At 38.1% G+C, this 23,701-nt stretch carries 20 protein-coding genes; all 20 read left to right on the top strand.

Annotated elements, in window-relative coordinates; genetic code table 11:
* Nucleotides 1-8: 8 nt before the first annotated feature.
* The 20 genes from ELR70_RS22435 (at nt 9) to ELR70_RS22340 (ending at nt 23,566) form a co-directional block, all read left to right on the top strand.
* On the top strand, nt 9-2,246 hold the full coding sequence (locus ELR70_RS22435) for a polysaccharide biosynthesis tyrosine autokinase (RefSeq protein ID WP_054014781.1): 2,238 nt from the start codon (nt 9-11) through the stop codon (nt 2,244-2,246).
* Between the two features lie 210 nt (nt 2,247-2,456).
* Nucleotides 2,457-3,572: a UDP-N-acetylglucosamine 2-epimerase (non-hydrolyzing) gene (gene wecB, locus ELR70_RS22430; RefSeq protein ID WP_054014780.1), complete on the top strand. Its 1,116-nt coding sequence runs from the start codon at nt 2,457-2,459 to the stop codon at nt 3,570-3,572.
* Nucleotides 3,573-3,631: 59 nt separating this feature from the next.
* Entirely contained in the window at nt 3,632-4,894 is a 1,263-nt protein-coding gene (gene wecC / locus ELR70_RS22425; protein WP_054014779.1) for a UDP-N-acetyl-D-mannosamine dehydrogenase, read from the top strand.
* Nucleotides 4,895-6,085 (top strand): UDP-N-acetylglucosamine 4,6-dehydratase, encoded by a 1,191-nt coding sequence (locus ELR70_RS22420; RefSeq protein ID WP_054014778.1) that lies wholly within the window; start codon nt 4,895-4,897, stop codon nt 6,083-6,085.
* Between the two features lie 12 nt (nt 6,086-6,097).
* A complete protein-coding gene (locus ELR70_RS22415; RefSeq protein ID WP_054014777.1) occupies nt 6,098-7,243 on the top strand; it encodes a LegC family aminotransferase in 1,146 nt (381 codons plus the stop codon).
* 12 nt (nt 7,244-7,255) lie between these two features.
* The gene (locus tag ELR70_RS22410) at nt 7,256-8,224 is read left to right on the top strand and encodes a hypothetical protein (RefSeq protein WP_054014776.1); all 969 of its coding nucleotides are present in this window, start codon (nt 7,256-7,258) and stop codon (nt 8,222-8,224) included.
* Nucleotide 8,225: 1 nt separating this feature from the next.
* Nucleotides 8,226-8,759 (top strand): formyltransferase family protein, encoded by a 534-nt coding sequence (locus ELR70_RS22405; protein ID WP_128064722.1) that lies wholly within the window; start codon nt 8,226-8,228, stop codon nt 8,757-8,759.
* A gap of 143 nt (nt 8,760-8,902) precedes the next feature.
* Nucleotides 8,903-10,000 (top strand): sugar phosphate nucleotidyltransferase, encoded by a 1,098-nt coding sequence (locus tag ELR70_RS22400; RefSeq protein ID WP_054014774.1) that lies wholly within the window; start codon nt 8,903-8,905, stop codon nt 9,998-10,000.
* Nucleotides 10,000-11,040, top strand: a complete 1,041-nt coding sequence (locus tag ELR70_RS22395; RefSeq protein WP_054014773.1) for a hypothetical protein — start codon at nt 10,000-10,002, stop codon at nt 11,038-11,040. Before ELR70_RS22400 ends, ELR70_RS22395 begins: the two co-directional genes overlap by 1 nt.
* Complete coding sequence (locus ELR70_RS22390) at nt 11,041-11,742, top strand: hypothetical protein (RefSeq protein ID WP_128064721.1); 702 nt, start codon at nt 11,041-11,043, stop codon at nt 11,740-11,742. It abuts the gene before it with no gap.
* An 11-nt stretch (nt 11,743-11,753) separates the two neighbouring features.
* Nucleotides 11,754-12,371 carry a hypothetical protein gene (locus tag ELR70_RS22385; protein WP_128064720.1) on the top strand — a complete coding sequence of 206 codons (618 nt, stop codon included), beginning with the start codon at nt 11,754-11,756 and terminating at the stop codon, nt 12,369-12,371.
* 1 nt (nt 12,372) lies between these two features.
* Nucleotides 12,373-12,900 carry an acyltransferase gene (locus tag ELR70_RS22380; RefSeq protein ID WP_054014771.1) on the top strand — a complete coding sequence of 176 codons (528 nt, stop codon included), beginning with the start codon at nt 12,373-12,375 and terminating at the stop codon, nt 12,898-12,900.
* Nucleotides 12,890-14,161: a polysaccharide biosynthesis C-terminal domain-containing protein gene (locus ELR70_RS22375; RefSeq protein WP_054014770.1), complete on the top strand. Its 1,272-nt coding sequence runs from the start codon at nt 12,890-12,892 to the stop codon at nt 14,159-14,161. The genes ELR70_RS22380 and ELR70_RS22375 overlap by 11 nt, the downstream gene beginning before the upstream one ends.
* The gene (locus ELR70_RS22370) at nt 14,145-15,224 is read left to right on the top strand and encodes a glycosyltransferase family 1 protein (protein ID WP_128064719.1); all 1,080 of its coding nucleotides are present in this window, start codon (nt 14,145-14,147) and stop codon (nt 15,222-15,224) included. The genes ELR70_RS22375 and ELR70_RS22370 overlap by 17 nt, the downstream gene beginning before the upstream one ends.
* Nucleotides 15,225-15,240: 16 nt before the next feature.
* Nucleotides 15,241-17,154, top strand: coding sequence for an asparagine synthase (glutamine-hydrolyzing) (gene asnB / locus ELR70_RS22365; RefSeq protein WP_160317360.1), 1,914 nt, complete (start codon nt 15,241-15,243; stop codon nt 17,152-17,154).
* Nucleotides 17,155-17,173: 19 nt separating this feature from the next.
* Entirely contained in the window at nt 17,174-19,306 is a 2,133-nt protein-coding gene (locus ELR70_RS22360; RefSeq protein ID WP_054014767.1) for a bi-domain-containing oxidoreductase, read from the top strand.
* Between the two features lies 1 nt (nt 19,307).
* Nucleotides 19,308-20,714 carry a heparinase II/III family protein gene (locus ELR70_RS22355; RefSeq protein ID WP_128064718.1) on the top strand — a complete coding sequence of 469 codons (1,407 nt, stop codon included), beginning with the start codon at nt 19,308-19,310 and terminating at the stop codon, nt 20,712-20,714.
* A gap of 259 nt (nt 20,715-20,973) precedes the next feature.
* Nucleotides 20,974-22,092: a glycosyltransferase gene (locus ELR70_RS22350; protein ID WP_054014765.1), complete on the top strand. Its 1,119-nt coding sequence runs from the start codon at nt 20,974-20,976 to the stop codon at nt 22,090-22,092.
* On the top strand, nt 22,089-23,000 hold the full coding sequence (locus ELR70_RS22345) for an NAD-dependent epimerase/dehydratase family protein (RefSeq protein WP_054014764.1): 912 nt from the start codon (nt 22,089-22,091) through the stop codon (nt 22,998-23,000). Before ELR70_RS22350 ends, ELR70_RS22345 begins: the two co-directional genes overlap by 4 nt.
* 17 nt (nt 23,001-23,017) lie before the next feature.
* Nucleotides 23,018-23,566: a sugar transferase gene (locus ELR70_RS22340; protein WP_054014763.1), complete on the top strand. Its 549-nt coding sequence runs from the start codon at nt 23,018-23,020 to the stop codon at nt 23,564-23,566.
* Nucleotides 23,567-23,701: the final 135 nt, after the last annotated feature.

Genomic DNA, 23,701 nt, shown 5'->3' with positions numbered 1-23,701 from the left:
AAGAGTCAATGAACGCTCAATCGAACCTATTGAGTGGAGTGCAACCAAAGCAAACCACGCAACAAGCGCAAGAAATCGATCTAATGGCATTGCTAGGTGCTTTACTCGACCGTAAATTATTCATAGTCGGTGTCACAGTCTTGTTCATGATAATAGGTGTCGCAGTTGCTGTCTTTAGCGCACCCGTTTATCAAGCCACTGCAATGATACAGGTTGAAGAAAAAGGGGGCTCAGTTCCAGGTTTTGACGAGCTGGGAGGAATGTTTGAAAGCACTTCTGCTGCAGTTACTGAAATTGAGTTGCTTAAATCCCGGAGCATTATCGGCGAGGCGGTTGATAGCCTTAAGTTAGATATAGTAGCAGAGCCAAAGCTTTACCCAGTTATCGGTGGCCGTGCGTTTCGCAAATTTACACCCATGCAGCCAGGTGATTTGGCTGAACCGAGTTTTGCGGCATCTAGCTATGCTTGGGGCGGTGAAAAAATTGAGATATTTAAATTCTTAGTTCCGAATAATGCGATTAATCAAGAGTTTACTTTGGTAACACTCGCAAATAATCGATTCAAATTATTAGGTGGCGATGATGATGTTATTCTCGAAGGGAAGGTAGGAGAAGAAGTATCAAATGGTACGTTCACTCTAACACTTAAAACCCTAACTGCCCGTCCTGATACCGAATTTACCTTGGTCAAACGTGATCGTTTAAATACGATAATAGACTTGCAAGCGGCTATTAGTGCAAGCGAAAAAGGCAAAGATTCGGGTATAATTAACTTAAGTTTACAAAACCCAAACCCAGAATATGCTGAAGCAGTGCTCAACAAAGTGGCCAACATATATGTTCGTCGAAATGTAGAGCGTAGCAGTGCGGAAGCTCAGAAGTCCTTAGACTTTTTGGAATATCAGCTGCCACAAGTTAAGAAACAGCTCGAGGCAGCTGAACAGCGCTTTAACGACTACCAGGTAAAACAGAAGTCTGTGGACATTACGTTGGAAACTGAAGGCGTCTTAAAGCAACTAGTCAAGCTGGAGACTCAACTGCAAGAGCTTGAGCTTAAGAAGCTTGAGCTTGGGAGAAAGTTTAAGCAAAGCCATCCAAGCTATCAAGCCGCAGTTGAGCAGATTGAAGCAGTAGAAAATCAAAAGCGACGCTTAGCAGCAGAAGTTAAAGTGTTACCAGAGACACAACAAGAATTGCTACGTTTAACCAGAGATGTAGAAGTCAATAATGAAATCTACACCTTGCTACTAGCCAAAACTCAAGAGCTAGATATTGTGCGTGCAGGCACAGTAGGTAATGTACGTGTTATAGACTTGGCTGAAGTTAACACCTCAAAACCGGTTAAACCTAAAAAAGCGTTAATCGTAGCGATGGCGATTATGCTAGGCGGTATGTTAGCAGTTGCTATTGTATTGATCCAAAAGGCAATTCACAAAGGTATTGAAGATCCGAGTGAAATCGAAGCTCTGGGCCTACCTGTTTATGCAAGCGTACCTTATTCTGAGTACCAAGTTAAACTAACTGGCTTTGCTAAAGCTCGTAAAGGTAAAACTGCTAAAGCGAAATCAATTCTTGCGATGGACAACCCGGCAGACCTTTCTATTGAAGCGTTAAGAAGCCTCCGCACTAGTCTTCATTTTGCAATGATGGAAGCGAAAAATAATGTTATTGCTATTTCGGGACCGAGCCCAGGTGTTGGTAAGTCATTTATTTCGGTTAACCTAGCCACAGTTTTAGCGCAAAGCGATAAAAAAGTGCTTATTATTGATGCCGATATGCGTAAAGGCTACCTGCAGACCCAGTTTGGTATGCAATGGGATAACGGCTTGAGTGATTACCTCTCAGGTCGACTTAACCTAGAGCAAGCAACAAAACAAAGCCAAGTTGAGGGTTTAGATGTAATGACTCGTGGTCAAATACCACCAAACCCGTCAGAGTTACTAATGCATGAAAACTTCTCAAAGCTCGTTGAAGAAGTCAGTGCCAAATACGATTTAGTAATCATAGATACACCACCAATCTTAGCGGTAACAGATCCTGCAATTGTAAGTGGGCATGCAGGTAGTACATTGCTAGTTACTCGCTTTGGTCAAAACCATATAAAGGAATTAGAGTTAACTCGTAACCGTTTTGAACAAAATGGCATTGATGTGAAAGGTGTGGTATTCAACGGTGTAGTTAAAAAAGCAAGTAATGCTTATGGCTACTATGGTTATTACAACTACGAATATAAGTCTGATAAATAATTTATTGTAGGTCGTCATTCATGGCGACAAAGAAAGAGTGGATATAGGTTTTCGTTTACGGCGACAAAAACAGCTCTAGTGTAGATCGTCGTTTACGAAGACAAATTAAATCTGAATCTTCGGTAGCAGCGACTTCACGTCGTGAAACAAAAACTAATTAACATCTTGAACTCGTTTCAAGGCAAATAACATATAAATAAAGGAACACCTGTGAAAGTTCTTACAGTATTCGGTACAAGGCCAGAAGCAATCAAAATGGCACCGCTCGTACATGCGCTTGCAAATGATGAGCGTTTTGAGGCTAAAGTTTGTGTAACAGCTCAGCACAGGGAAATGCTTGATCAAGTACTAGAGCTTTTTAAGATTACGCCTGATTACGATTTGAATTTGATGAAAGCGGGTCAAACTCTTCCTGAAGTTACAAGTCGGATTTTGTTAGAATTAACACCTGTTTTAAAGGAATTCAAACCTGATGTGGTGTTGGTGCATGGCGACACAGCCACTACTTTTGCTGCAAGCCTTGCAGCTTACTATGAACAAATTGCGGTTGGCCATGTTGAAGCAGGTTTGCGTACAGGTAATATCTACTCTCCTTGGCCTGAAGAAGCTAATCGAAAGTTAACTGGTGCTTTAACAAAGTTCCATTTTGCACCAACAGAAACATCAAAACACAATCTACTGGCTGAAAACTACGATGCGAAAAACGTTTTTGTGACAGGCAATACCGTGATTGATGCGCTATTAATGGTTAAGTCGCAAATAGAAATAGATACCGGTTTGTCTTCGACACTTGCTGCACAGTTCCCGTTTTTAGATGATTCAAAGAAACTCATTCTAGTAACGGGTCATCGTCGTGAAAGCTTTGGTGGCGGCTTTGAACGAATTTGTGAAGCATTAGCACAAACAGCTAAAAAACATCCAGAAACACAAATATTGTATCCAGTTCATTTAAATCCCAATGTTCAAGAGCCAGTTAATCGAATTCTAGCTGATGTTGACAACGTCCATTTAATTGAACCTCAACAATACCTACCATTTGTTTACTTAATGAATCGTGCGCATATTATTCTAACTGATTCAGGTGGTATACAAGAAGAAGCGCCAAGCCTTGGTAAGCCTGTTTTAGTTATGCGTGATACAACTGAACGACCGGAGGCAGTTGAAGCAGGAACTGTTAAGCTCGTAGGTACAAATGTAGACTTAATTACTTCATCTCTTACTGAATTGCTTACAAATGAAAGTAGCTATGCGGAGATGAGCCGAGCGCATAACCCTTATGGTGATGGTAATGCATGCTCACGAATTTGTGATATTTTAGCTAAATAACGAACATTTAAAGAATTTAATTTTTGCTTACAGCTTAAGGATTTATAAAAAGGGTTATCATGTCTTTTGAAACGATTTCAGTAATTGGCCTCGGTTACATAGGCCTACCAACAGCAGCAATGTTTGCATCACGTAAGAAAAAAGTAATCGGAATTGATGTAAATCAGCATGCTGTTGATACTATCAATCGCGGTGAGATTCATATTGTTGAACCAGAGCTGGATATGATAGTTCATGCAGCTGTTACAGAAGGGTATTTAAAAGCAACAACTATTCCAGAGCCTGCGGATGCATTTTTAATAGCTGTACCTACCCCCTTTAAAAATAATGACTCAGAGATACCTGAGCCTGATTTGTCTTATATTGAGGCGGCAAGTAAAGCTATTGCACCTGTTTTGAAAAAAGGTGACTTGGTCATTCTTGAGTCAACCTCTCCTGTGGGCGCTACAGAGCAAATGGCTGAGTGGTTAGCAGCAGTACGCCCTGATTTAACTTTCCCACAAATCGCAGGTGATAATGCTGACGTAAATGTGGCGCATTGCCCTGAACGTGTATTACCTGGGCATGTAGTTCGTGAGCTAGTTGAGAACGATCGTGTTATTGGTGGTATGACCGCTAAATGTTCTGCGCGAGCTGTAGAGCTTTACAAAACATTTGTACAAGGCGAATGTGTGATCACTAATGCTCGTACAGCAGAAATGGCAAAGTTAACTGAAAACTCATGTCGTGATGTGCAAATTGCTTTTGCTAATGAGTTATCTATCATTTGCGATAAGCTTGATATCGACGTATGGGAGCTTATATCACTGGCTAACCGTCACCCACGTATTAACATTTTACAACCAGGGCCTGGTGTTGGAGGCCATTGTATAGCAGTAGATCCATGGTTTATTGTTAGTAAAACACCTACACAAGCAAAAATTATACATACTGCCCGTCAAGTCAATGATGGAAAACCTAGCTGGGTGGTGGATAAAGTTAAGCTTGAAATCGCCAACTTTTTGCAAGATAACCCGACTAAAACGGTTCAAGATATCGTTGTTGCTTGTTATGGTCTTGCGTTTAAGCCAGACATAGATGACCTGCGAGAAAGCCCTGCGTTAAATATAACCAAAGCATTATCTGATATGCACGCTGGTAGCGTTTGGGCTGTAGAGCCAAACATATCTAGCCTAGAAAATATATCGTCTACAGTCGAGCTAACTAGTCTGGAAAATGCGCAAGAAAATGCAGACATTCATGTAGTTTTAGTCGATCACAGTCAGTTTAAAGCCTCAAAATTCAAAGCGAAATATTTAGTTGATACAAAAGGGATTTGGTAAGTGAAGAATATTTTATCTCTCATCGGCCGGGAAAAAGAGCTTTTTAAACAAGATATTACAAAATATGAAGCAGAGTTACAGCGCATTGTAACTGAATCCCGTTTTTTGGTCTTAGGTGGAGCAGGTTCCATTGGCCAGGCTGTCACAAAAGAGATCTTTAAGCGTAATCCAGCTAAGTTACATGTTGTAGATATCAGCGAAAATAACATGGTTGAATTAGTTCGCGATATCCGTAGTTCATTCGGCTACATTAATGGCGATTTTCAAACATTTGCGCTTGATATAGGCTCGACCGAGTACGATGCTTTTATTAAAGCTGATGGACAATATGACTTTGTCTTGAATTTGTCTGCGTTAAAGCATGTACGAAGTGAAAAAGATCCGTTTACTCTCATGCGAATGATTGACGTTAATATATTTAACACGGATAAAACAATCCAACAATCAATTGATTCGGGAGTTAAAAAGTATTTCTGTGTCTCGACAGACAAAGCCGCTAATCCTGTCAATATGATGGGAGCGTCAAAGCGTATTATGGAGATGTTCCTTATGCGCCGAAGCAAAGAAATTGATATTTCTACTGCCCGGTTTGCAAATGTGGCGTTTTCTGATGGTTCTCTTTTGCATGGCTTTAACCAGCGCATCGAGAAGCAGCAGCCGATTGTTGCACCTAGCGATATCAAAAGGTACTTTGTCATACCGCAGGAGTCGGGTGAATTATGCTTGATGTCGTGTATTTTTGGCGATAATCGCGATATTTTCTTTCCAAAATTAAGTGAATCGTTACACCTTATTACTTTTGCAGATATTGCTGTTAAGTACCTAGAGCAAAGAGGGTATGAAGCACACTTGTGCGAAAGTGAGGAAGAAGCAAGAGAGCTTGCTAAAACGCTACCTGCAAAAGGTAAGTGGCCATGTCTATTCACTAAAAGTGATACGACGGGTGAAAAAGATTTTGAAGAGTTTTTTACTGATAAAGAAGAGCTAAATATGACTCGTTTTGATAGTCTGGGCATCATTAAAAATGAGCCTGATTATGATCAAGAGCTATTAAGCCTTTTTGAAACACAAGTTGCGAAAATGAAAGCTGATCAGGCTTGGAGTAAAGAGCAAATTGTAGAGCTGTTCTTTGCCATGATCCCTGACTTTGGCCACAAAGAGACAGGCAAGTACCTTGATAGTAAAATGTAGTGGGAAATCAGAATGAATGCACAGTTACTGGTTGAGTTTGTTCGTGATCAATACAAAACTCAAGATTTTATTCCATTACATGCCCCAACCTTTGCTGGCAATGAAAAACCGTATGTAATAGAAACGATCGAAAGTACGTTTGTCTCCAGTGTTGGTAAGTTTGTTAATGAGTTTGAGCTTAAAATGGAAGCTTTTACTGGAACACCCAAGGCGGTAGCAACAGTCAATGGTACTGCTGCCTTGCACACTGCACTTTACATGGCAGGCGTTGAACGTGGTGACCTCGTGATAACGCAGGCGCTGACGTTTGTTGCTACATGCAATGCTCTTTATCATATGGGAGCTGAACCGATTTTTGTAGATGTTTCTCTTAAAAGCTTAGGCTTATGCCCAAAAGCATTAGAGTCTTATCTTGATGAAAATGCGACGCTAACAGAAAACGAGTGTTATCATAAGCATACAGGGCAGCGTATTAAAGCTGTTATTCCCATGCACACCTTTGGTCACCCAGTTGAATTAGATGAACTAGTCTCAATTTGCTCTAAATGGAATCTAGCGCTCATAGAAGATGCGGCTGAAAGCTTAGGCTCTTTTTATAAGGGTAGGCATACAGGTACTTTGGGCGACTATGGGGCCGTTAGCTTTAATGGCAATAAAATCATCACTACAGGTGGTGGTGGCATGGTACTTTGTGGAAGCGAGGAATCTGGCAATCATACCAAGCATGTAACAACAACCGCAAAAGTTCCGCATAAATATGAGTTTTTCCATGATGAGCCTGGTTTTAACTATCGAATGCCAAATATTAATGCCGCATTAGGGTGTGCTCAAATGGAGGTTTTAGAGCAGTATCTAAAATCTAAACGAGCTTTGGCAGAGCAATATGCCTCTTTCTTTGATAATAGTGAGGTTAAATTCGTATTAGAGCCAGATTATGCTCGTTCAAACTACTGGCTTAATTCTATTATATGTGTAGATGAACAGCAGCGAAATGAATTCCTAGAGACAACTAATTCTTTAGGAGTAATGACTAGGCCTGTTTGGCAGCTAATGGATAGATTGCCTATGTTCGAGAAAGCGTTAAAAGGTTCTTTGTCCAATTCGGAATTCATTTCATCACGCTTAATAAACCTTCCTAGCTCTTATATAGCTGATTAGACAGGTGTATTTATGACGATCTATAGCACTAAGGAATACCTTCAAGCTGAGTTAGCCCGTTGTAAGGACGCTGAGTTGTTTGAATATGAATATAACGACAAAAGTCATTATTTCAAGAATGTGTCTTTAAAAAGAAAAATAGGCACTCTTGATGGTGAGACTATATATGATCTAGAGTCAGTGTATGGCTATACTGGGTTAGAAACTAATATAACAGATAGTAACCTCCTTAGTGAGGCTTGGATACGTTATAAAGACTTCTGTAAAAGAGAAAACATCGTTGCTGAATTTTTTAGGCATAACCCCCTTACAGTAAACCAGATGTTTGAAAGTCATATGGATATGTGGATACATGACCGAGATACGGTAAGTGTTCCATTAATTTGCCCTGAAGGACATAGAGCACAATATGCCAAAAGCTTACTGCGAAATATCAAAAAGGCAGAAAAGAATAACTTAGAAACGTTTATTTTACCCCTTCGAGAGTGTGTTGAAGACTTTTATAAACTTTATTTAGAAACTATGAATAAGAATATGGCAGATGAATTTTATATGTTTCCATTTTCTTATTTCGAGGCTCTAGCCAATAGTAATTCTGCCGATGTTTTCATTGCTAAAAATGAAAACGTTATTGTCAATATGTTGCTTATGTTGAGATCTGAAGAGGGGAATGTTTATTACCACCTAGGGGCCACCAAAACAGAATATTATTCGCTTAATGGTAATCCACTTCTTTTTGATAAAGCAATAGAGTATTACTCTAATGAAAAATATAAACAACTCTATTTGGGCGGGGGGACAACAGGGCAAAGTGACGATTCATTATTAAGGTTCAAGAAAAAGTTCTGTATGGATGTAAAGCCATTTTTTATATCAGGGGCTGTTTATAATAATGAACGATACAACTCCTTAGTTAATAGTTTCTTAGCTAATAACAAAGGAAGTATTCCTAAGAAAATGTTTCTGCAATATAGAGCTTAATATGACAAAAAAACTGAAGCTAATGCTGCTTTGTGGGGATGGCGGAGGCGACGCTATTGCTATAATAAAAGCTATCAATGCTAATGTGTTGAAAAACTGTGAAATAACTTGTTTGCTCGCTGAGAGCGAAAACAAGTTATTAAGCTATTTTAAAGCAAGCAATGCACCAAAAAGTATTAAAACTTACAAATCGGGAAGTAAGGCTTCCGCTTTAGATGCATTACAAAAGCAGATTGATGTTGATAAGCCTGATTATGTTTTTCTCGCTGGTTTCAAATTTATATTGCCAGAAAGTTTTCTAACACAAAGTGTAAGGTTTATTAATACGCATCACTCACTTTTACCTGCGTTCAAAGGGCTGTTTAACAAAGAGTTTCTGGTTTCACAAGATATCAGTCTACTAGGTCATACAATTCACTATGTAAGTAAAGAAGTAGATGAAGGTAAACAAATAGCCCAGTTTGCATTTCCAAACTTTGGCATGGAAAATTTTGAAAAAATATTGAAAACCTATAGGTTGGGGCTGATGTGTTAAATTTAACAGTTTTGCAATCGTTGGAATCCAAAGATAGCTATAATAGGCCTATGAAGTTTTCTTACGAACACTTAGTTTTCTCATTACCTATTGATGAAGAAGTGTTGAACTTTGCTATTTCTATACAGGATTAACTTGGCCTTATGCTTGAAAATAAAATTACCAGGTTTAGCATTCAAAATGACAAAAGTTTGCTTGATGCGCTAAAAAAAATGGACGCTTCTAATTGTAAGTTGCTAATAGTTGTTGACTCTGACGGCAAGTACGTAAATTTAATTTCGATTGGTGATATTCAAAGAGGAATCTTGAATGGTGTGTCACTAAGTGAAGCTATTAACAATGTTGAGATAAGCGATAAGGTTGTATCAAAGGAAGGTGATAGCCAGGATATAATCAAGCAGACTATGTTTAAGTTTAGGTTAGAGTTCATGCCTGTAATTAGTGAGCTTAACTCGATCACCAATATCTTAGAGTGGAAAGAACTTTTTGAGAGTAATGTTACCTATAAAAATAAAATAAATTTGCCAGTAGTAATTATGGCAGGAGGAAAAGGGACTCGATTAAAACCCATATCAAATGTTTTCCCAAAGCCCTTAACTCCAATTGGCGAAAAAACTATTATTGAGGAAATTGCAGAGCGTTTCATTGCTCAGGGATGTACTAAGTTTTACATCACAGTTAACTACAAAAAAGAGTTAATTGAGTACTTTTTAAGTAAATCTAAAACTTTTGAGAATGTAAGTGTAACCTTCATTTCTGAGCCTAAGCCATTAGGTACGGGGGGAGCGCTTGCCTTTTTGCAAAGCCATATAAAAGAAACATTTATAGTTACAAACTGTGATATTTTGATAGATCAAGATTTTAGTGAAGTATATGATTATCACAAAAACAATAATAACAACGTAACAATCGTTTCCTCTATTAAAAGTCATAAGATCTCTTACGGGACACTTACAACTGGTGTTGGTGGTGTGCTGCAATCAATGAACGAAAAACCTGAACTAAACTTTCAAATAAATACTGGTGTATATGTTTTAGAGCCAAGTTTTATTGATAGTATTGAGGTAAATAAATTCACCCATATTACTGATGTTATAAATGATGTTAACAATATGGGGGCGAAGGTTGGTGTTTTCCCCATCAGTGAAAGCTCATGGAAAGATATAGGGGAGTGGCCAGAGTATATAAAAACAGTTAAAAGTTTATCGGGTGATTATAATTTCCAGGGCTTGAATTTATAATGGACCGCAAAAAAAATATTCTATTAATATGTGATTTTGAACACACCCTGGTAAAAGAGTTGCACCTTAATTTAAAGAGAGAAGGTCTAAATTGTGATTTATATTGCATCAGAAAGCTTGGTGATACATCAAAGATTAGATACTTACTTTCTTGGTTTAGGTTGTTAATTAGAATCATCTTTTCTTTAAAAGAAGGGGATGTTTTAGCTTTCCACTATGTCTCAAAATATATGGTTTTACTCGATAAGCTAGTGTCTTTTAAGCGGTTAAAAAGAGTCGCTACAGTTTGGGGAGGGGATTTTAATTTGTTAAGCCCGCACCAGAAGGTAGAAAGAGCCAAGTGGTTAGGTTCGTTAGCCGCAGCTAACGTGACAAATCCTCAACTTAAGAATGAAATTGAAGCCCTTGGGGTTGACATAGAAGTTATTAGTTTTGGTTTAGTGATTCTTGACGCCATTGATGAAAATGATGGATTAAATACTAAAGTATCTAAGGAAGGTAAGTTTGTTTGTGTTGTTGGTACGAATGGTTCAGCTAACCAGCAGCATGTGAGCATAGCTAAGCAGCTTTCTAAATTGTCAGAACAAGAAAAAGCTAGCTTTGATTTTATTATACCTATGACATACGGTGTTCAAAGCCAAGCTTATATTGACGAAGTATATACTGCTTTTCAGCAAGCTGGTGTTACTTTTGATATTATCACAGAACGGATGTCTATTGATGAAATTGCTGCTTTAAGAATTAAAACAGATGTTCTTATACAACTGCAGAAGCATGACCAACTGTCTGCCGCTATGCTTGAGTCCTTTTATGCTAAAAATTACATTATAACAGGAAGCTGGCTGCCATATGAGTGTTTAAAAAGTTTTGGTTTGCAATTCTCTTCAATTCAGAGCATTTCCCACATATCAGAAAGCTTGACTCTCTTTCTTGAGGGGCGACAAGAGTGTGATTTAGACCAAAATAGGAATGTAATATCGAAAATGTACACTTGGAAAAGTCAAGCTTCTAAGTGGCGAAATCTATATGTAGGCAAATAAATGTTAGTTCTATTCTGTTTGCTATGTCTGATTATTGCACTAGCTTTTATTTTTTTCATTAAAGGTGAAAACTTTGCACAGAAAATATTAACACCGATTGGTCTTTTTATACTGTTTCATAGTTTTATCTTTTTTGTAATGCCTATGTTGCAGGAACTCTATGGAATAAGCCGGTTTCCATCTTATTTGGTTTCAAATACTGATAGTTATTCGATGTTTCTTTCTGTTGGTTCTGCATTCTTATATTTAATAATATGTACCATTACCGTTTTTATCTTGGGTAAATCAGGATTGGACTATAGTGTTCTTTCGTCCGCTTCACTTGTTAGCAATGATAATACCAAATTAGTTAAAGTGGTTTGCATTGTCTTCATAGCTGTTGGCTCCTTTGTGATGTTCGGTGTAGTGGCGCAATACGTCAATCAGTTTGCTTACTTTATGTATAACAGGATTAACCTGCTTTCTGGTTATGGTTACTTTATTAAGATGCTGGTATTTTCTTTGCCTCTCAGTGTTCTTTTGGTATGTGAATTTGTTAGGCAAAATAAAAAGAACAGCCTGCTGTTATTAATAATTACCTTCAGTCTTGTCTTCATCATATCTTTGTTGCTTGGCTCTAGAGCTCAAGCTTTATTTATGTTGCCGTATGTGCTCATAACATATATTTTATCTCTAAAACTAAAATTAACTATAGATCTTTAGGGAAAAGTCTATTGGCCCTTATTTTAATATTCGGGTTTGCTTCCTCGCTCGCTAAAGTTCGCGATATAATTAAGCAAGATGATGCGGTATTAAGTAAAAGCGCAATTGCTGAAGAAATCGAACTAGGGGAGGTTGTGACAAAAGAATTGCAAGCAAGTTTCGGTCATGCAGAGTTATTAGCGTTTGTGTTGGATAATAGTGATCGTTATGAGTTTGCCCTAGGGCGGACATATGTGGCAGGTTTTGTATCTTTTGTTCCCCGAGTAATTTGGCCTGGCAAACCTTTAGGTGGTGGACCTATGCTTGCAAACATTGTTGCTCCTGGGTCTTATAAGTTAGGTAGTAAAGAGGGGAATTCCTCACTGACGACTGGGGTTGTGATAGAATCGTACCTTAATTTTGGCTTTGTGGGTGTGTTTGTTTTCGCCATTATACATGGCTTCTTGATTTACAAAGTTACTTGTTTTGGACATAGGCTCACTAAAACTACAGATATTGCTCTGTTTCTACTAACTACCAACTTTTTGTCTATGACTATTGTAAACGCTGAGTTTTTAGGTGCCTTTTCAGCATTTATGTTTGTTGCTGTCATTATATATTTCTTTAATAATGTTCGAATTAGGGGGTGATATGGTTGCTTTTATGAGAAAGGTTTTTCGAAGATTGTTTCCAAGACCAGCGCCTTTATACAAAATAGGTAATGTCAAGTTTCATAATACTCTTGTAGATACTCTAACTCCTAACCTAGTAGAAATAGGAGATAATTTTGTATCTGCACCAGGTTCTATAATTTTGTCTCATGACGCTAGTACCTACTTTCACTCAGGAAAATACAGAGTTGGAAAAACAACGATAGGTGACAACGTATTCTTAGGCGCAAATGCGACAGTGATGCCAGGAGTGACTATTGGTGACAATGTAATTGTTGGTGCTGGCAGCGTTGTAACCAAAGACGTTGCTGCGAACGCTGTCGTATGTGGCAATCCCGCGCGGTTTATGTGTACCGTGGCTGAGTATATAGATAAATGCGAAGAAAAAGGCGTTCTGGTGCCTGCACCAAAAGGTTTTAGTGGCATCTTTTCTAATAAACAAATAACTGAACAAGATAGGCAGGAACTTCAATTTATAGCGGAAGAGCACTATAAAAATGGACGTTAAGTTACAAATTTCTGGATTCTTAAAAAGAGGTGGGGCTAGTTTTTTTGCTGGCTCAATATACCACAAGATAGCCACTTTACTTTTGACTATCACCCTAGCTAAATTATTAACAGGCTCTGAATTTGGCGTGTTAAGTGTCCAGTTAGCATTGACAGCGGTATTTATACCCTTGTTGTCTATTTCTGCAGTAGAAACCTTTTGTTACTTTGGTAGTAGAAAGTGTTTTTCAAATAGCAAAAAGGTCGTGTTGCTTAACGGATATATTTTACTAACTCTCTTTGTTATTTTTCTAGCGTTCATTATTACAAATATTGTTAAGGAACTTGCTTCTGATTGGATTGGAGAGATTGAATTTTTTCAAGTATACGCTTTTTGCTTCTTCAGTGTAGCAAATTCTTTATTAATATCATTTTTCAGAGTCTGCAATTTAAACAAGATGTATGGCAGGCTAATGTCTATTCAAGCTACTTTTTTGATAGTCATTACAATCGTACTAGTTCTTCTGGGGTTTGAAGCTTTTGAAGGTTATTTGGCTTCTGCTTTTCTATTTTCTATATTTTTGATTTCTAGATACAAGGATATCTACTTAAAAAAAAGCTTAAGGGGCTTTACATTACCTAGTAAAGAAAACCTGAAGTATTCTGTATCAATCACGGTAGGCGTTTTTGCTTCTTTAGCCATATTCCATATTGACACTATCGCTGTGGATTATTTTATGGGAAGTGAAAGTGCTGGCTATTATCGTTTCATTAGCTTGGTACCAACGGTTTTACTATTCGTACCAAGTACTTATCTTGGCTCGGATTTTAAATTTTTAGTCGGTATATCACAAAAATCTAATGAAATTAAAAAGTATTACAAAAATTACCTGCTTATCTTTATCCCTATTGCTTTAATAATTGCATTGCTACTCCCCTTTGTGATTAAATATTTGTTTTTATTTAGCTTCGATGTGAGTATCTTTGAATACTTTTGGGCTTCTATTTGGTTCTCACTGGCAATCTTATTCACATTCCTAGTACGTACTCCTCTGGGAAATTTTTTTAATGCAATGGGGAAAGCCGGCATAAATGTCAAAATTTCAATTTTAGTATTAGTCATAAACTTTGTATGTAACTGGTTATTTATTCCTCTGTACGGTTTAAGTGGAGCTGCTTTTGCAAGTTTTTTAAGCTTCGCTTGTGGATCTTTAGCTAGTCTTTTCACATTTTATAAGGTTCTGCAATCAAATGTACGAGGTGCTTATGAAGCAAAACAATAAATATTGTATTGTTGCCATAGGTGGCGACTTAAATGTTTATCCATATTTAGCGAAGTTAAACAGTATTCTTGACTCGCTTGGGGATGTAAGTGAAATAACATGGAATCGTGGTGAAGTAGGAAAAGAAAAAAATAGTTTTTTTACTTATAAACCAGAGTCTAAGATAGGTTTGATATTTGGCTACATGCTTTGGATAATTAAGTTAACTTTCCTATTCTGTAATAATAAAGACTTTGATAAGGTTTATTTTTGCTCAAGGTTAGATTGTGCCTTACCAGCATTCTTTGCTAATTTAATTGGCAAAAAAGTCAGGTATGTTTACCTAGATAGGGACGCTTATCATCTGACCTATAATTTTGGATTGCTAACTATGTTAGTAAAAAAGATTGAAATGGCAGTTGCAAAGAAGTCTGTTAAGCATTTCGTTCCTGGACAAAGTCGAGATTTCACCAAGCTAGACAATGTTTGTGTGATTGAGAACACTCCAACTAAAGCATTTTTTGATGAAGCGAAGTCTTTAAGTGTTACCCATCACCGTAATGATAAGTTTGTGATCTACGTTAATGGCTGGCTTGTAAATACTCGCGGTGCGGATACGATTTTAGAGACAGTTAAGTTACTTGACCCAGCCAAGTTCAAGGTTATAGTAGCCGGTCCAAGTGAGTGTGAGGCGATATCTGAGTTGATCTCTCTTGAAATTGTTGAATATCTAGGACAGCTATCAAATGTTCAGGCCTTATCTTATTACTTTATTAGTGATGTCGTTTTGTGTTTTTACGACCCTTCTATTGAGGTTAACAGAAAAGCTGAACCGAATAAATGGTTTGATTGTGCTTTTACTGGTACGCCATTTATAACGAACAAGGGTATCTCGACGTTTGATGCTTTCAAAGGAAAAGGCCCTGTTTATGCTATCGAATATGGCATCTCAAGTGAACTCTTTAATTTATTAAATGAGCTTTGTTCAAGCAGAACAGATTCTAAATGCCGTCCATATTTTGAGGCTTTGAATGTCGATTATTGGGACGTCAAAGTCGAACGAATTATCAAAAAACTGAATTGAAAAAAGGTGGTTTAAGTTGTGTGGAATTAATGGAATTCAAGGTAGTAATGACCTTTCCCTTATCACCAAAATGAATGATGCGATTTCTCATAGGGGTCCAGATGGAAATGGTGTTTTTCAAAACAAAAATACAGCTTTAGGGCATGTACGCCTGTCGATCATTGATTTGTCAGAAGCTAGCTCTCAGCCTATATACTCTGATTGTGGTAATCTTATTCTCGTTTTCAATGGGGAAATATACAACTACAAAGAACTTCGTAAATCAATGCTAGCAAAGGGGTATAACTTCAAGTCTGAGGGCGATGGTGAAGTTATTTTGGCGTTGTGGACCCATCATGGTTTCGATACCTTTTCATTGCTTGATGGAATATTTTCTTTAGCGATATATAACCAAATTACAGGTGACCTTGTTGTTGCTAGAGACCATTTTGGAATAAAACCACTTTACTACTCCTTAAGTGATAGCGGCGTAATTTTTTCTAGCGAGATCAAAGCTATCTTGCAAGACCAAAGCGTATCAAGGGAAATAGATCTTGATTCTGCAGCTTCACACCTTCAATTCCTGTGGTCACCTGGTGAAGCAACGATTCTTAGTGCTATAAAGAAAGTACCTATTGGAAGCTATATCGTATTTAACGGTGGGAGCATAGTTAATGTTGAAAAATACTATTCAATTCCATCTTATTCTGCTTCTTTGGATGAGGCCGGAGCGGAAAAAGCTCTTGATACCGCTCTTGTAAATACAATCAAAAGTCAATTGGTTTCTGATGTTGAAGTAGGTGCTTTCTTATCTGGTGGCTTAGATTCTTCTTTAGTTTGTGCGATTGCTAAATCTGAGAATAAAGACTTTAAAGAAGTTTTTTCAATCGATATTACGTCAGATGATAAAGATGGTTTTACAGACGACTTGCCCTATGCAAAGAGAGTAGCTGAGGAGCTGGGTTTAGATTTAAACTTGGTTTCAGCGTCTTCAACTGATGTTTCTGATCTACCGTCCTGTATTTATTACCTTGATGAACCACAAGCAGATCCTGCTATCATTAACGCGTTCAAAATATGCCAGTTAGCTAACAGTAAAGGTATTAAGGTGCTGCTTTCAGGAGCCGGTGGAGATGATTTTTTCACAGGTTATAGAAGGCACCTTGCCGCTCAGCTGATAGATAAGGCAGAAAAGGTGCCGCAGTTCTTAAAAAGCTTAATCGGCTATAGTTCGAGACTATTTAAAACAAACTCTACCCTTGGAAGACGATTTCATAAACTGTCAAATGCTTTGAATCAAAAAGGTGATGATGCCCTCATTTCGTTATTTTCTTGGATGTCTAAAGAGGACTCACTGAAATTGTTCAAAGAGGAATTGAGAGGCAAGATAGCATTTTCTGGATACGACACGTTAAATTCTAAGCTGGCTAATTCTGCAAGCTCTAATAACGTTGAGAAAGTACTTGACCTTGAAAGAGAGTTTTTCTTAGTTGATCATAACTTTAATTACACCGATAAAATGAGTATGGCAAACGGTGTGGAAGTTAGAGTTCCATTAGTTTCACTGGAGTTAGCAAAAGTAGCTTCACAGATACCAACCAATCAAAAGCTCAAAGGAAAAGAAGGAAAATGGATTTTGAAAAAAGTAGCAGAAAAATGGTTACCCAAATCTGTCATTTATCGAAGTAAAACTGGTTTTGGAGCACCATTAAGAAGTTGGTTGCATGGCCCACTTAAACCTCTCATTGATCATTTATTGTCTGAAGAATCAGTTAGTAAAAGAGGGGTATTCGATTATAGCGAGGTCCAGAAGATTATAAAAGCAGATGCTGAAGGTAGAGGTGATTATGCTTATTCAATATATGCTTTGTTGACGATGGAAATGTGGTTTAGACAATTTATAGATTGTCCAACACCGACCAAGCTAGACATTAATGAATTTTATAATTAGGACAAATTGAGGATTTACTGTGTTACAAGTACTCCAAGACTTAGAAAAAGGCGGAACTTCTATCATCGAAGCACCTGTACCTCAATCAAAATCAGGGCATTTGATTGTTAACACCTCGGCAAGTTTAATTTCTGCTGGAACAGAAAGAATGCTGGTAGAGTTTGGTAAAGCCAGCTACTTAGATAAAGCCAGACAGCAACCCGAAAAAGTAAAAATGGTGCTTGATAAAGTCAAGACTGATGGATTAATGACAACATATGATGCTGTTAAAACAAAGTTAGGCCAACCTTTGCCTCTTGGTTATAGCAACGTCGGGGTCGTTGCCAACGTAGGAAAAGGTGCTGAGCAGTTTAAAGTAGGCGATCGAGTTGTGTCGAATGGTCCTCATGCAGATGTTGTAAGAGTGCCTAAAAACCTATGTGCAAAGATACCTGATAATGTCTCGGATTATGAGGCAAGTTTTACGGTTGTTGGTAGCATTGGTTTACAAGGTATTCGTCTAATTCAACCGACTTTAGGAGAGGCTATCGTTGTAACAGGTGTTGGTCTGATTGGCCTGATGACCGTACAGTTGCTGATAGCGCAAGGATGTAGGGTTCTGGCAATTGACTTCGACGATGCCAAATTAGCACTGGCTAAGCAGTATGGAGCTGAAATTTGCAATCCAGGAAAGGGGCAGGACCCTGTTGCTGCAGGTATGGCGTTTAGTCGTGGTAATGGAGTAGATGGTGTAGTTATCACTGCATCCACTAAATCAAATGATCCAGTAACTCAAGCCGCCAGAATGTGCCGTAAAAGAGGGCGAGTTGTTCTAGTTGGTGTTGTCGGTTTAGAGCTAAATCGTTCTGACTTTTATGAAAAGGAAATTAGCTTTCAAGTTTCCTGTTCTTATGGTCCGGGTAGATATGATGAAGAATATGAAGACAAAGGAAATGACTATCCTTTAGGTTTTGTTCGCTGGACTCAGCAGCGAAACTTTGAAGCAGTACTCGATATGATGTCGAGTGGTAAACTCGTTATCGATGAACTCATTACAAAAGTATTTGAGTTTGAAAACGCTCAAGATGCATATGAACTGCTTACAGTCGATAAATCAGTTTTAGGATTGATACTGAATTACCAATCTGAAGTCGATAAGCGCCATACTAATACCCTACGTTTAGCAGAAGAAGTAGCGAGACCTGTTTCTGCAAACCAACCTTCGGTTGGCTTTATTGGTGCAGGTAATTATGCGTCTAGGACTTTAATACCTTCATTTAAAAAAGCCGGTTGTAGATTACACTCGTTATCTACTTCAGGAGGAGTGAATAGTTCGATCTACGGCAAAAAGTTGGGCTTCGAGAATGCAATTAGCGACACCGACTCTTTGTTTACGAATAATGAAATCAACACTCTGGCTGTTGTAACTCAACATAATTCCCATGCTCACTTTGTGTGCAAAGCCTTAGAAGCTGGTAAGCATGTTTTTGTAGAAAAGCCGCTAGCCTTGACATACGAAGAGCTTGATAACGTAAAAAGTGCGTATGAAGGTTCTGCATCAGCTCTGATGGTTGGCTTTAATCGTCGTTTTTCACCACATGTTCAAAAAATGAAGTCTTTGATTTCTTCTGTAAATAAGCCAAAGACCTTTATTATGACCATGAATGCTGGTGATATCCCCGCAGAGCACTGGGTTCATGATATTGAAAAGGGTGGTGGGAGAATTATCGGCGAGGCATGCCATTATATTGACTTAATGAGGTTTTTAGCTGGATCCGAAATCGTCTCTGTTCAAGCCAGAAGAGTCGGTGAGCAATGTGATGGGAGTATCGTAGAGGATAAGGCTGCTATTATCTTAGGTTTTAAAGATGGTTCTCTAGGTACAATTCATTACTATGCAAATGGCTCTAATAGTTTTCCTAAAGAAAGGATCGAGGCTTTCGTAGATGGGAAAGTTCTTCAACTTGACAACTTCATTAAATTAAAAGGCTTTGGCTGGTCCGGTTTTAATAAAATGAATTTGTGGAAACAAGATAAAGGTCAAGATGAATGTTCTAGATTGTTCTTAGACGCCATCGAGCAAGGTCATGAAATGCCTATTTCTAGCCAAGAGATTTTTGAGGTTGCTAAGGTATCAATTGATATCGCTGAGCAATTGAGGAATCAAGATTAGCATGTTGACTAAGCTTTCTAGATTATTTTGGACGGTGAGATACCTCACCGCCAAACAAGTATATTATCGCCTTTACTACCGTTTTGTGAAGCCGTCCGTGTTAACTTTAGAATCATCGGAAGCGCAATCTGATTTTAATCAGGTTGGTGATTTTGAGTGGGACGGCGTTTGTTATAAAGAACAGTTAATAACCAGCTGTAATGAAGCCACATTCCTTAATAAAAAAGCTAATATTAAGGACAAAGCAATTTGGAATGATACAAAACTAGAAAAGCTTTGGCTTTATAATTTGCATTACTTTGACGACCTCAGTTCTTCGGATGCATATGATAGAGTTGATTTCCACACGTCCCTCGTTAATCGGTGGATCAATGAAAACCCTGCCTGTACAGGAAATGGCTGGGAGCCTTATACTCTTTCATTGAGAATCGTTAATTTCATAAAGTGGGCATCAAAGTTCAAGTATAGAGATAGCCGGTTTTTAGCCAGTTTGCGTCAACAGTCAGAAGCATTAATGCAGCAATGTGAGTATCATATATTAGCTAATCATTTATTCGCTAATGGTAAAGCTCTCACTTTTTCTGGAGTTTATTTCGGCCCTTTGGGCACAAGCTATTTGCAACGAGGCTTAGAGATATTGGATGCTGAGTTTAATGAGCAGTTTTTGAAAGATGGTGCGCATTACGAACTCAGTCCCATGTACCATAGCGTTATGCTGTGGGATGTTTTGGAGTTGATAGAGTTAGCGCTTACTTCTAAGCATGAACAACTTCTCGATAGAGTGGAGAGTTGGAAAAGCATTGCAAAGAAGGGGCTCTGTTGGCTTGAAAGTATGTTACATCAAGATAATGAAATATCCTTTTTTAACGATGCCGCCATCGGAATCGCCCCGAGCCCGGCAAAGTTGTTTGAGTATGCCAAGCAATTGCAAATACCAGTCGAAAGGACAAAGCCTGATGCATACACACTGCATAATGAATCTGGCTTTTCGGTAATAAATGGTTCAACTTATAAAGTTATTATTAATCATGCAGAGATAGGACCATCATATCAGCCTGGTCATGCACATGCAGACTCCTTGAGTTTTGAGCTTTCTTCTATGGGAAAGAGAGTTTTTGTTAACTCTGGCACTTCTATGTATGGAGTTTCAAAGGAGCGAGAAGCTGAAAGGGGAACTTCAAAACATAATACTGTCACCATTGAAAATATAAACTCTTCCGAAGTTTGGAGTGGCTTCAGAGTTGCAAGACGCGCTCGTTCTTTTTGTGAACTCGCAGATAACTCAGCAGATAGGGTTGTGCTTAATCTTAGCCACGATGGTTACGCTAGGATAGACTCTAGCTATATACATACAAGAAAAGTATGTTGTGATAATTCAACTTTAAAATTACCGATCACATACCTGTAAAAAAAGAAGAGGGGGTTTTTGGTCATTATCATTTGCACCCTGATATTATTGTTACTGAGATTAATGGCTTCACTCTTAGTTTGAAGCATAAGAACTCGAGTGATTTCGATATACTAGTTGAGGTGGATAATGCTCAGCTCTCAATAGAAAAGTATGATTATCACCCTGAGTTTGGAGTGTCAGTCACAGGTACTAAACTTGTTTTAAAGAGCACTGATCCCAAAAAACCTTTCTCAATGTTGGTGAAATGGTGAGTAATATGAAACCTAAAATCTGCTTGGTTACTAATTTAGCACTTAATGATGAGCCTACGGTTGAAAATAGGCTCCTCCCGTATATTGATTGTTTAGGGGATAAGAAAGCGGATGTGACGCTGTTTAGTGCTGATTCTGAGCTTAAGCAAGGTATTTGTAAGAAAGTAAAACACACCTCCATATTCTCTGAGCGACAACGACCAAAGTCATTTGTCAAAAGAGCTATTTTTGAGTGGAGAGAATCAAGGCGTATACTCAAAAAGGCATCCGTTGAGGGCTTTGATTTGTACATCGTTACAATACCTTCTATGTTTCTCTTGTTTAACCTTTACTTGCTGAAAGGTAAAAAGGTCTGTTTGGATGTCAGAGATTTAACTTGGGAGTATTTAGATGATGGGAGTTTAGTACAAAGACTCTCTAAATTTTTATTTCGATTCCTTGCCGACGTCAATGTCAAGTATTCTAGTTATCAGATAGTAACAAACGACACTGAATATGAATATATGTCTAAAAGGCGAGGAGAAGTTCTAAAGTACTCAAACGGTGTTACCGAAGAGCAGTTTAAAGAACTCAACAATTTAAGTGCTCCATCTCCAGACTCTGTTTTCACAATAACATATTGCGGAAAAGTTGGTGTAGCACAGAATTTATCAATCTTTATTGAAGCGGCAAGCCTGCTACCTGACTTTAATTTTAAGATTGTTGGTTACGGGCCGCAGACTGAAGAGATGGAAGCTTTAGCTAAAGAAAAGAAGTTAAGTAATGTTGAATTTACAGGCCATGTTAATTGGTCTGAAGTATTAAAACATTATAATACATCTCATGTTCTGTATGCACAGTTAGGACCATTGTTTTCTGGGGCAATGCCTTCTAAGCTCTTCCAGTATTTAGCTACAGGTCGCTATGTTATTTATGGTGGTGAAGGTCAAGCCGCAGAAACACTGAAGCAGTTTAAAATGAGTCGTGTGATACCTTCAAATAATGTTGCCGAATTGGTTGACGCTATTAAATTGGCAAAGTCACAACAGCTTCTTCACTCTGAATCTGAATTCAATAAGTCTTTAATTTCCGAAAGATATGTACGAGAAAAAAATGTAAATCGAGTACTTGAGACTATCTTATGAAAGTAATCATAACAGGCGCTGCAGGCTTTATTGGTGAGCACTTGCGGAAATTTTTATCTGACAATAACTTTGAAATAATTCCTATAGTCAGAAACAAGGCTATACCTGATTGTCAAGATAATAAATGTTTAACATATGAAGAGTTTTATCAGTTAGATAAAAATGACTTACCTGATGTTGAAGCGGTTATTCACCTCGCTGGTGCAGCTCATAAGGCTTTTTCTGATGAAGATGCTAAGCAGGCAAATGAAACACTGACTCAGAGTATTGTTAGCAAGTCAAAATCCTTAGGTGTAAAAAGGTTTGTTTTTATTAGTAGCGTTGGTTTGTATCAGGAGCAACCTGGAAAAATAGATTTAAAAACAACACCTACTAATACTAAAAAAAATACTAACTATTATAAGTTAGAAGCAGAGAGTATTGTTAAAAATGGATTCTCAGATTGTTCTACGGATTATGTAATACTACGATTGCCCCTAGTCTATGGTGAAGGTGTAAAGGCCAACTTTGCTGCTCTGATGAACTTAGTGGGTAAAGGCTTACCGCTGCCATTTAGAGGGATTAACAGTAACAAACGAAGTTTGATCTCTGTCTATAATTTGGTTGATTTGATTAAAGTGTGTATTGGACACCCAAAAGCATCAAATCAAGTCTTTTTAGCCAGCGATGACCATGATCTCTCTACGGCAGAAATGATTGCTCTAATGGCAAAAGTGCAAGGGAAAAAGAATTGTTCGATTTATATACCGGCTCTTTTATTTAAAATGTTTGGCAAGGTTCTGGGTAAGAAGGACATGGTAGATAGGCTTACAGGATCCTTACATGTTGATATTACACATACTAAACATACATTAGAGTGGCAACCTCCTTACTCTGTTGAGCATGGCTTTAGGCTTGCTGCCAAATAATAACTTTTGGAATTTTTATGATACGTTTTCTCGATTTTTGCTTTGCGTTCTTTGGTTTGGTTTTTGCCTTTCCTATACTGGTTATTTTATTTTTAATAGGGTTATTTGATACAGGTTCACCCATTTTTATGCAAGAGCGGGTAGGCCGACATAAAAAGCCTTTCACACTCATTAAGTTTAGAACAATGAAAGTTGATACGGCTTCAGTAGCCAGCCACTTAGCTAGTACTGCCTCTATCACTCCTTTCGGTGGGTTTCTACGCAGGACTAAATTAGATGAATTGCCACAATTATGGAATGTTCTTAAAGGTGAGATGAGCTTAGTTGGCCCACGACCCGGTCTATTTAATCAGCAAGAGTTAACGATTGCTCGTGATGACAAAAAAGTCTTTGATGTGCGACCTGGCATCACAGGGTTGTCTCAGGTCAATGAGATTGATATGTCTACACCTGAGTTATTGGCTAAAACCGACAGGGAGATGATCGATACTATGAGCATGCGTAACTACTTCAAGTATATTTTTATGACAGTTGCAGGGAAGGGCTCAGGGGATCGCGTCAAGTGAGCTGTAAGTTTGAGTTGGTAATAACGTTGGCTATGAGTATTGGCTAACGGTAAGAAGAGCTGGAGGGCAACTGTGTTGGCCCTTTGAGTTTGTTGCGGGAACGAATTAAAAGGCACCGTAATCCAGCACCTAATC

Origin of the sequence: Pseudoalteromonas sp. R3 (assembly GCF_004014715.1) — a bacterium.
Classification (GTDB): domain Bacteria; phylum Pseudomonadota; class Gammaproteobacteria; order Enterobacterales; family Alteromonadaceae; genus Pseudoalteromonas.
Note: the sequence above shows the minus strand (reverse complement) of the source record. Positions and strands in the feature narration are given on the sequence as shown.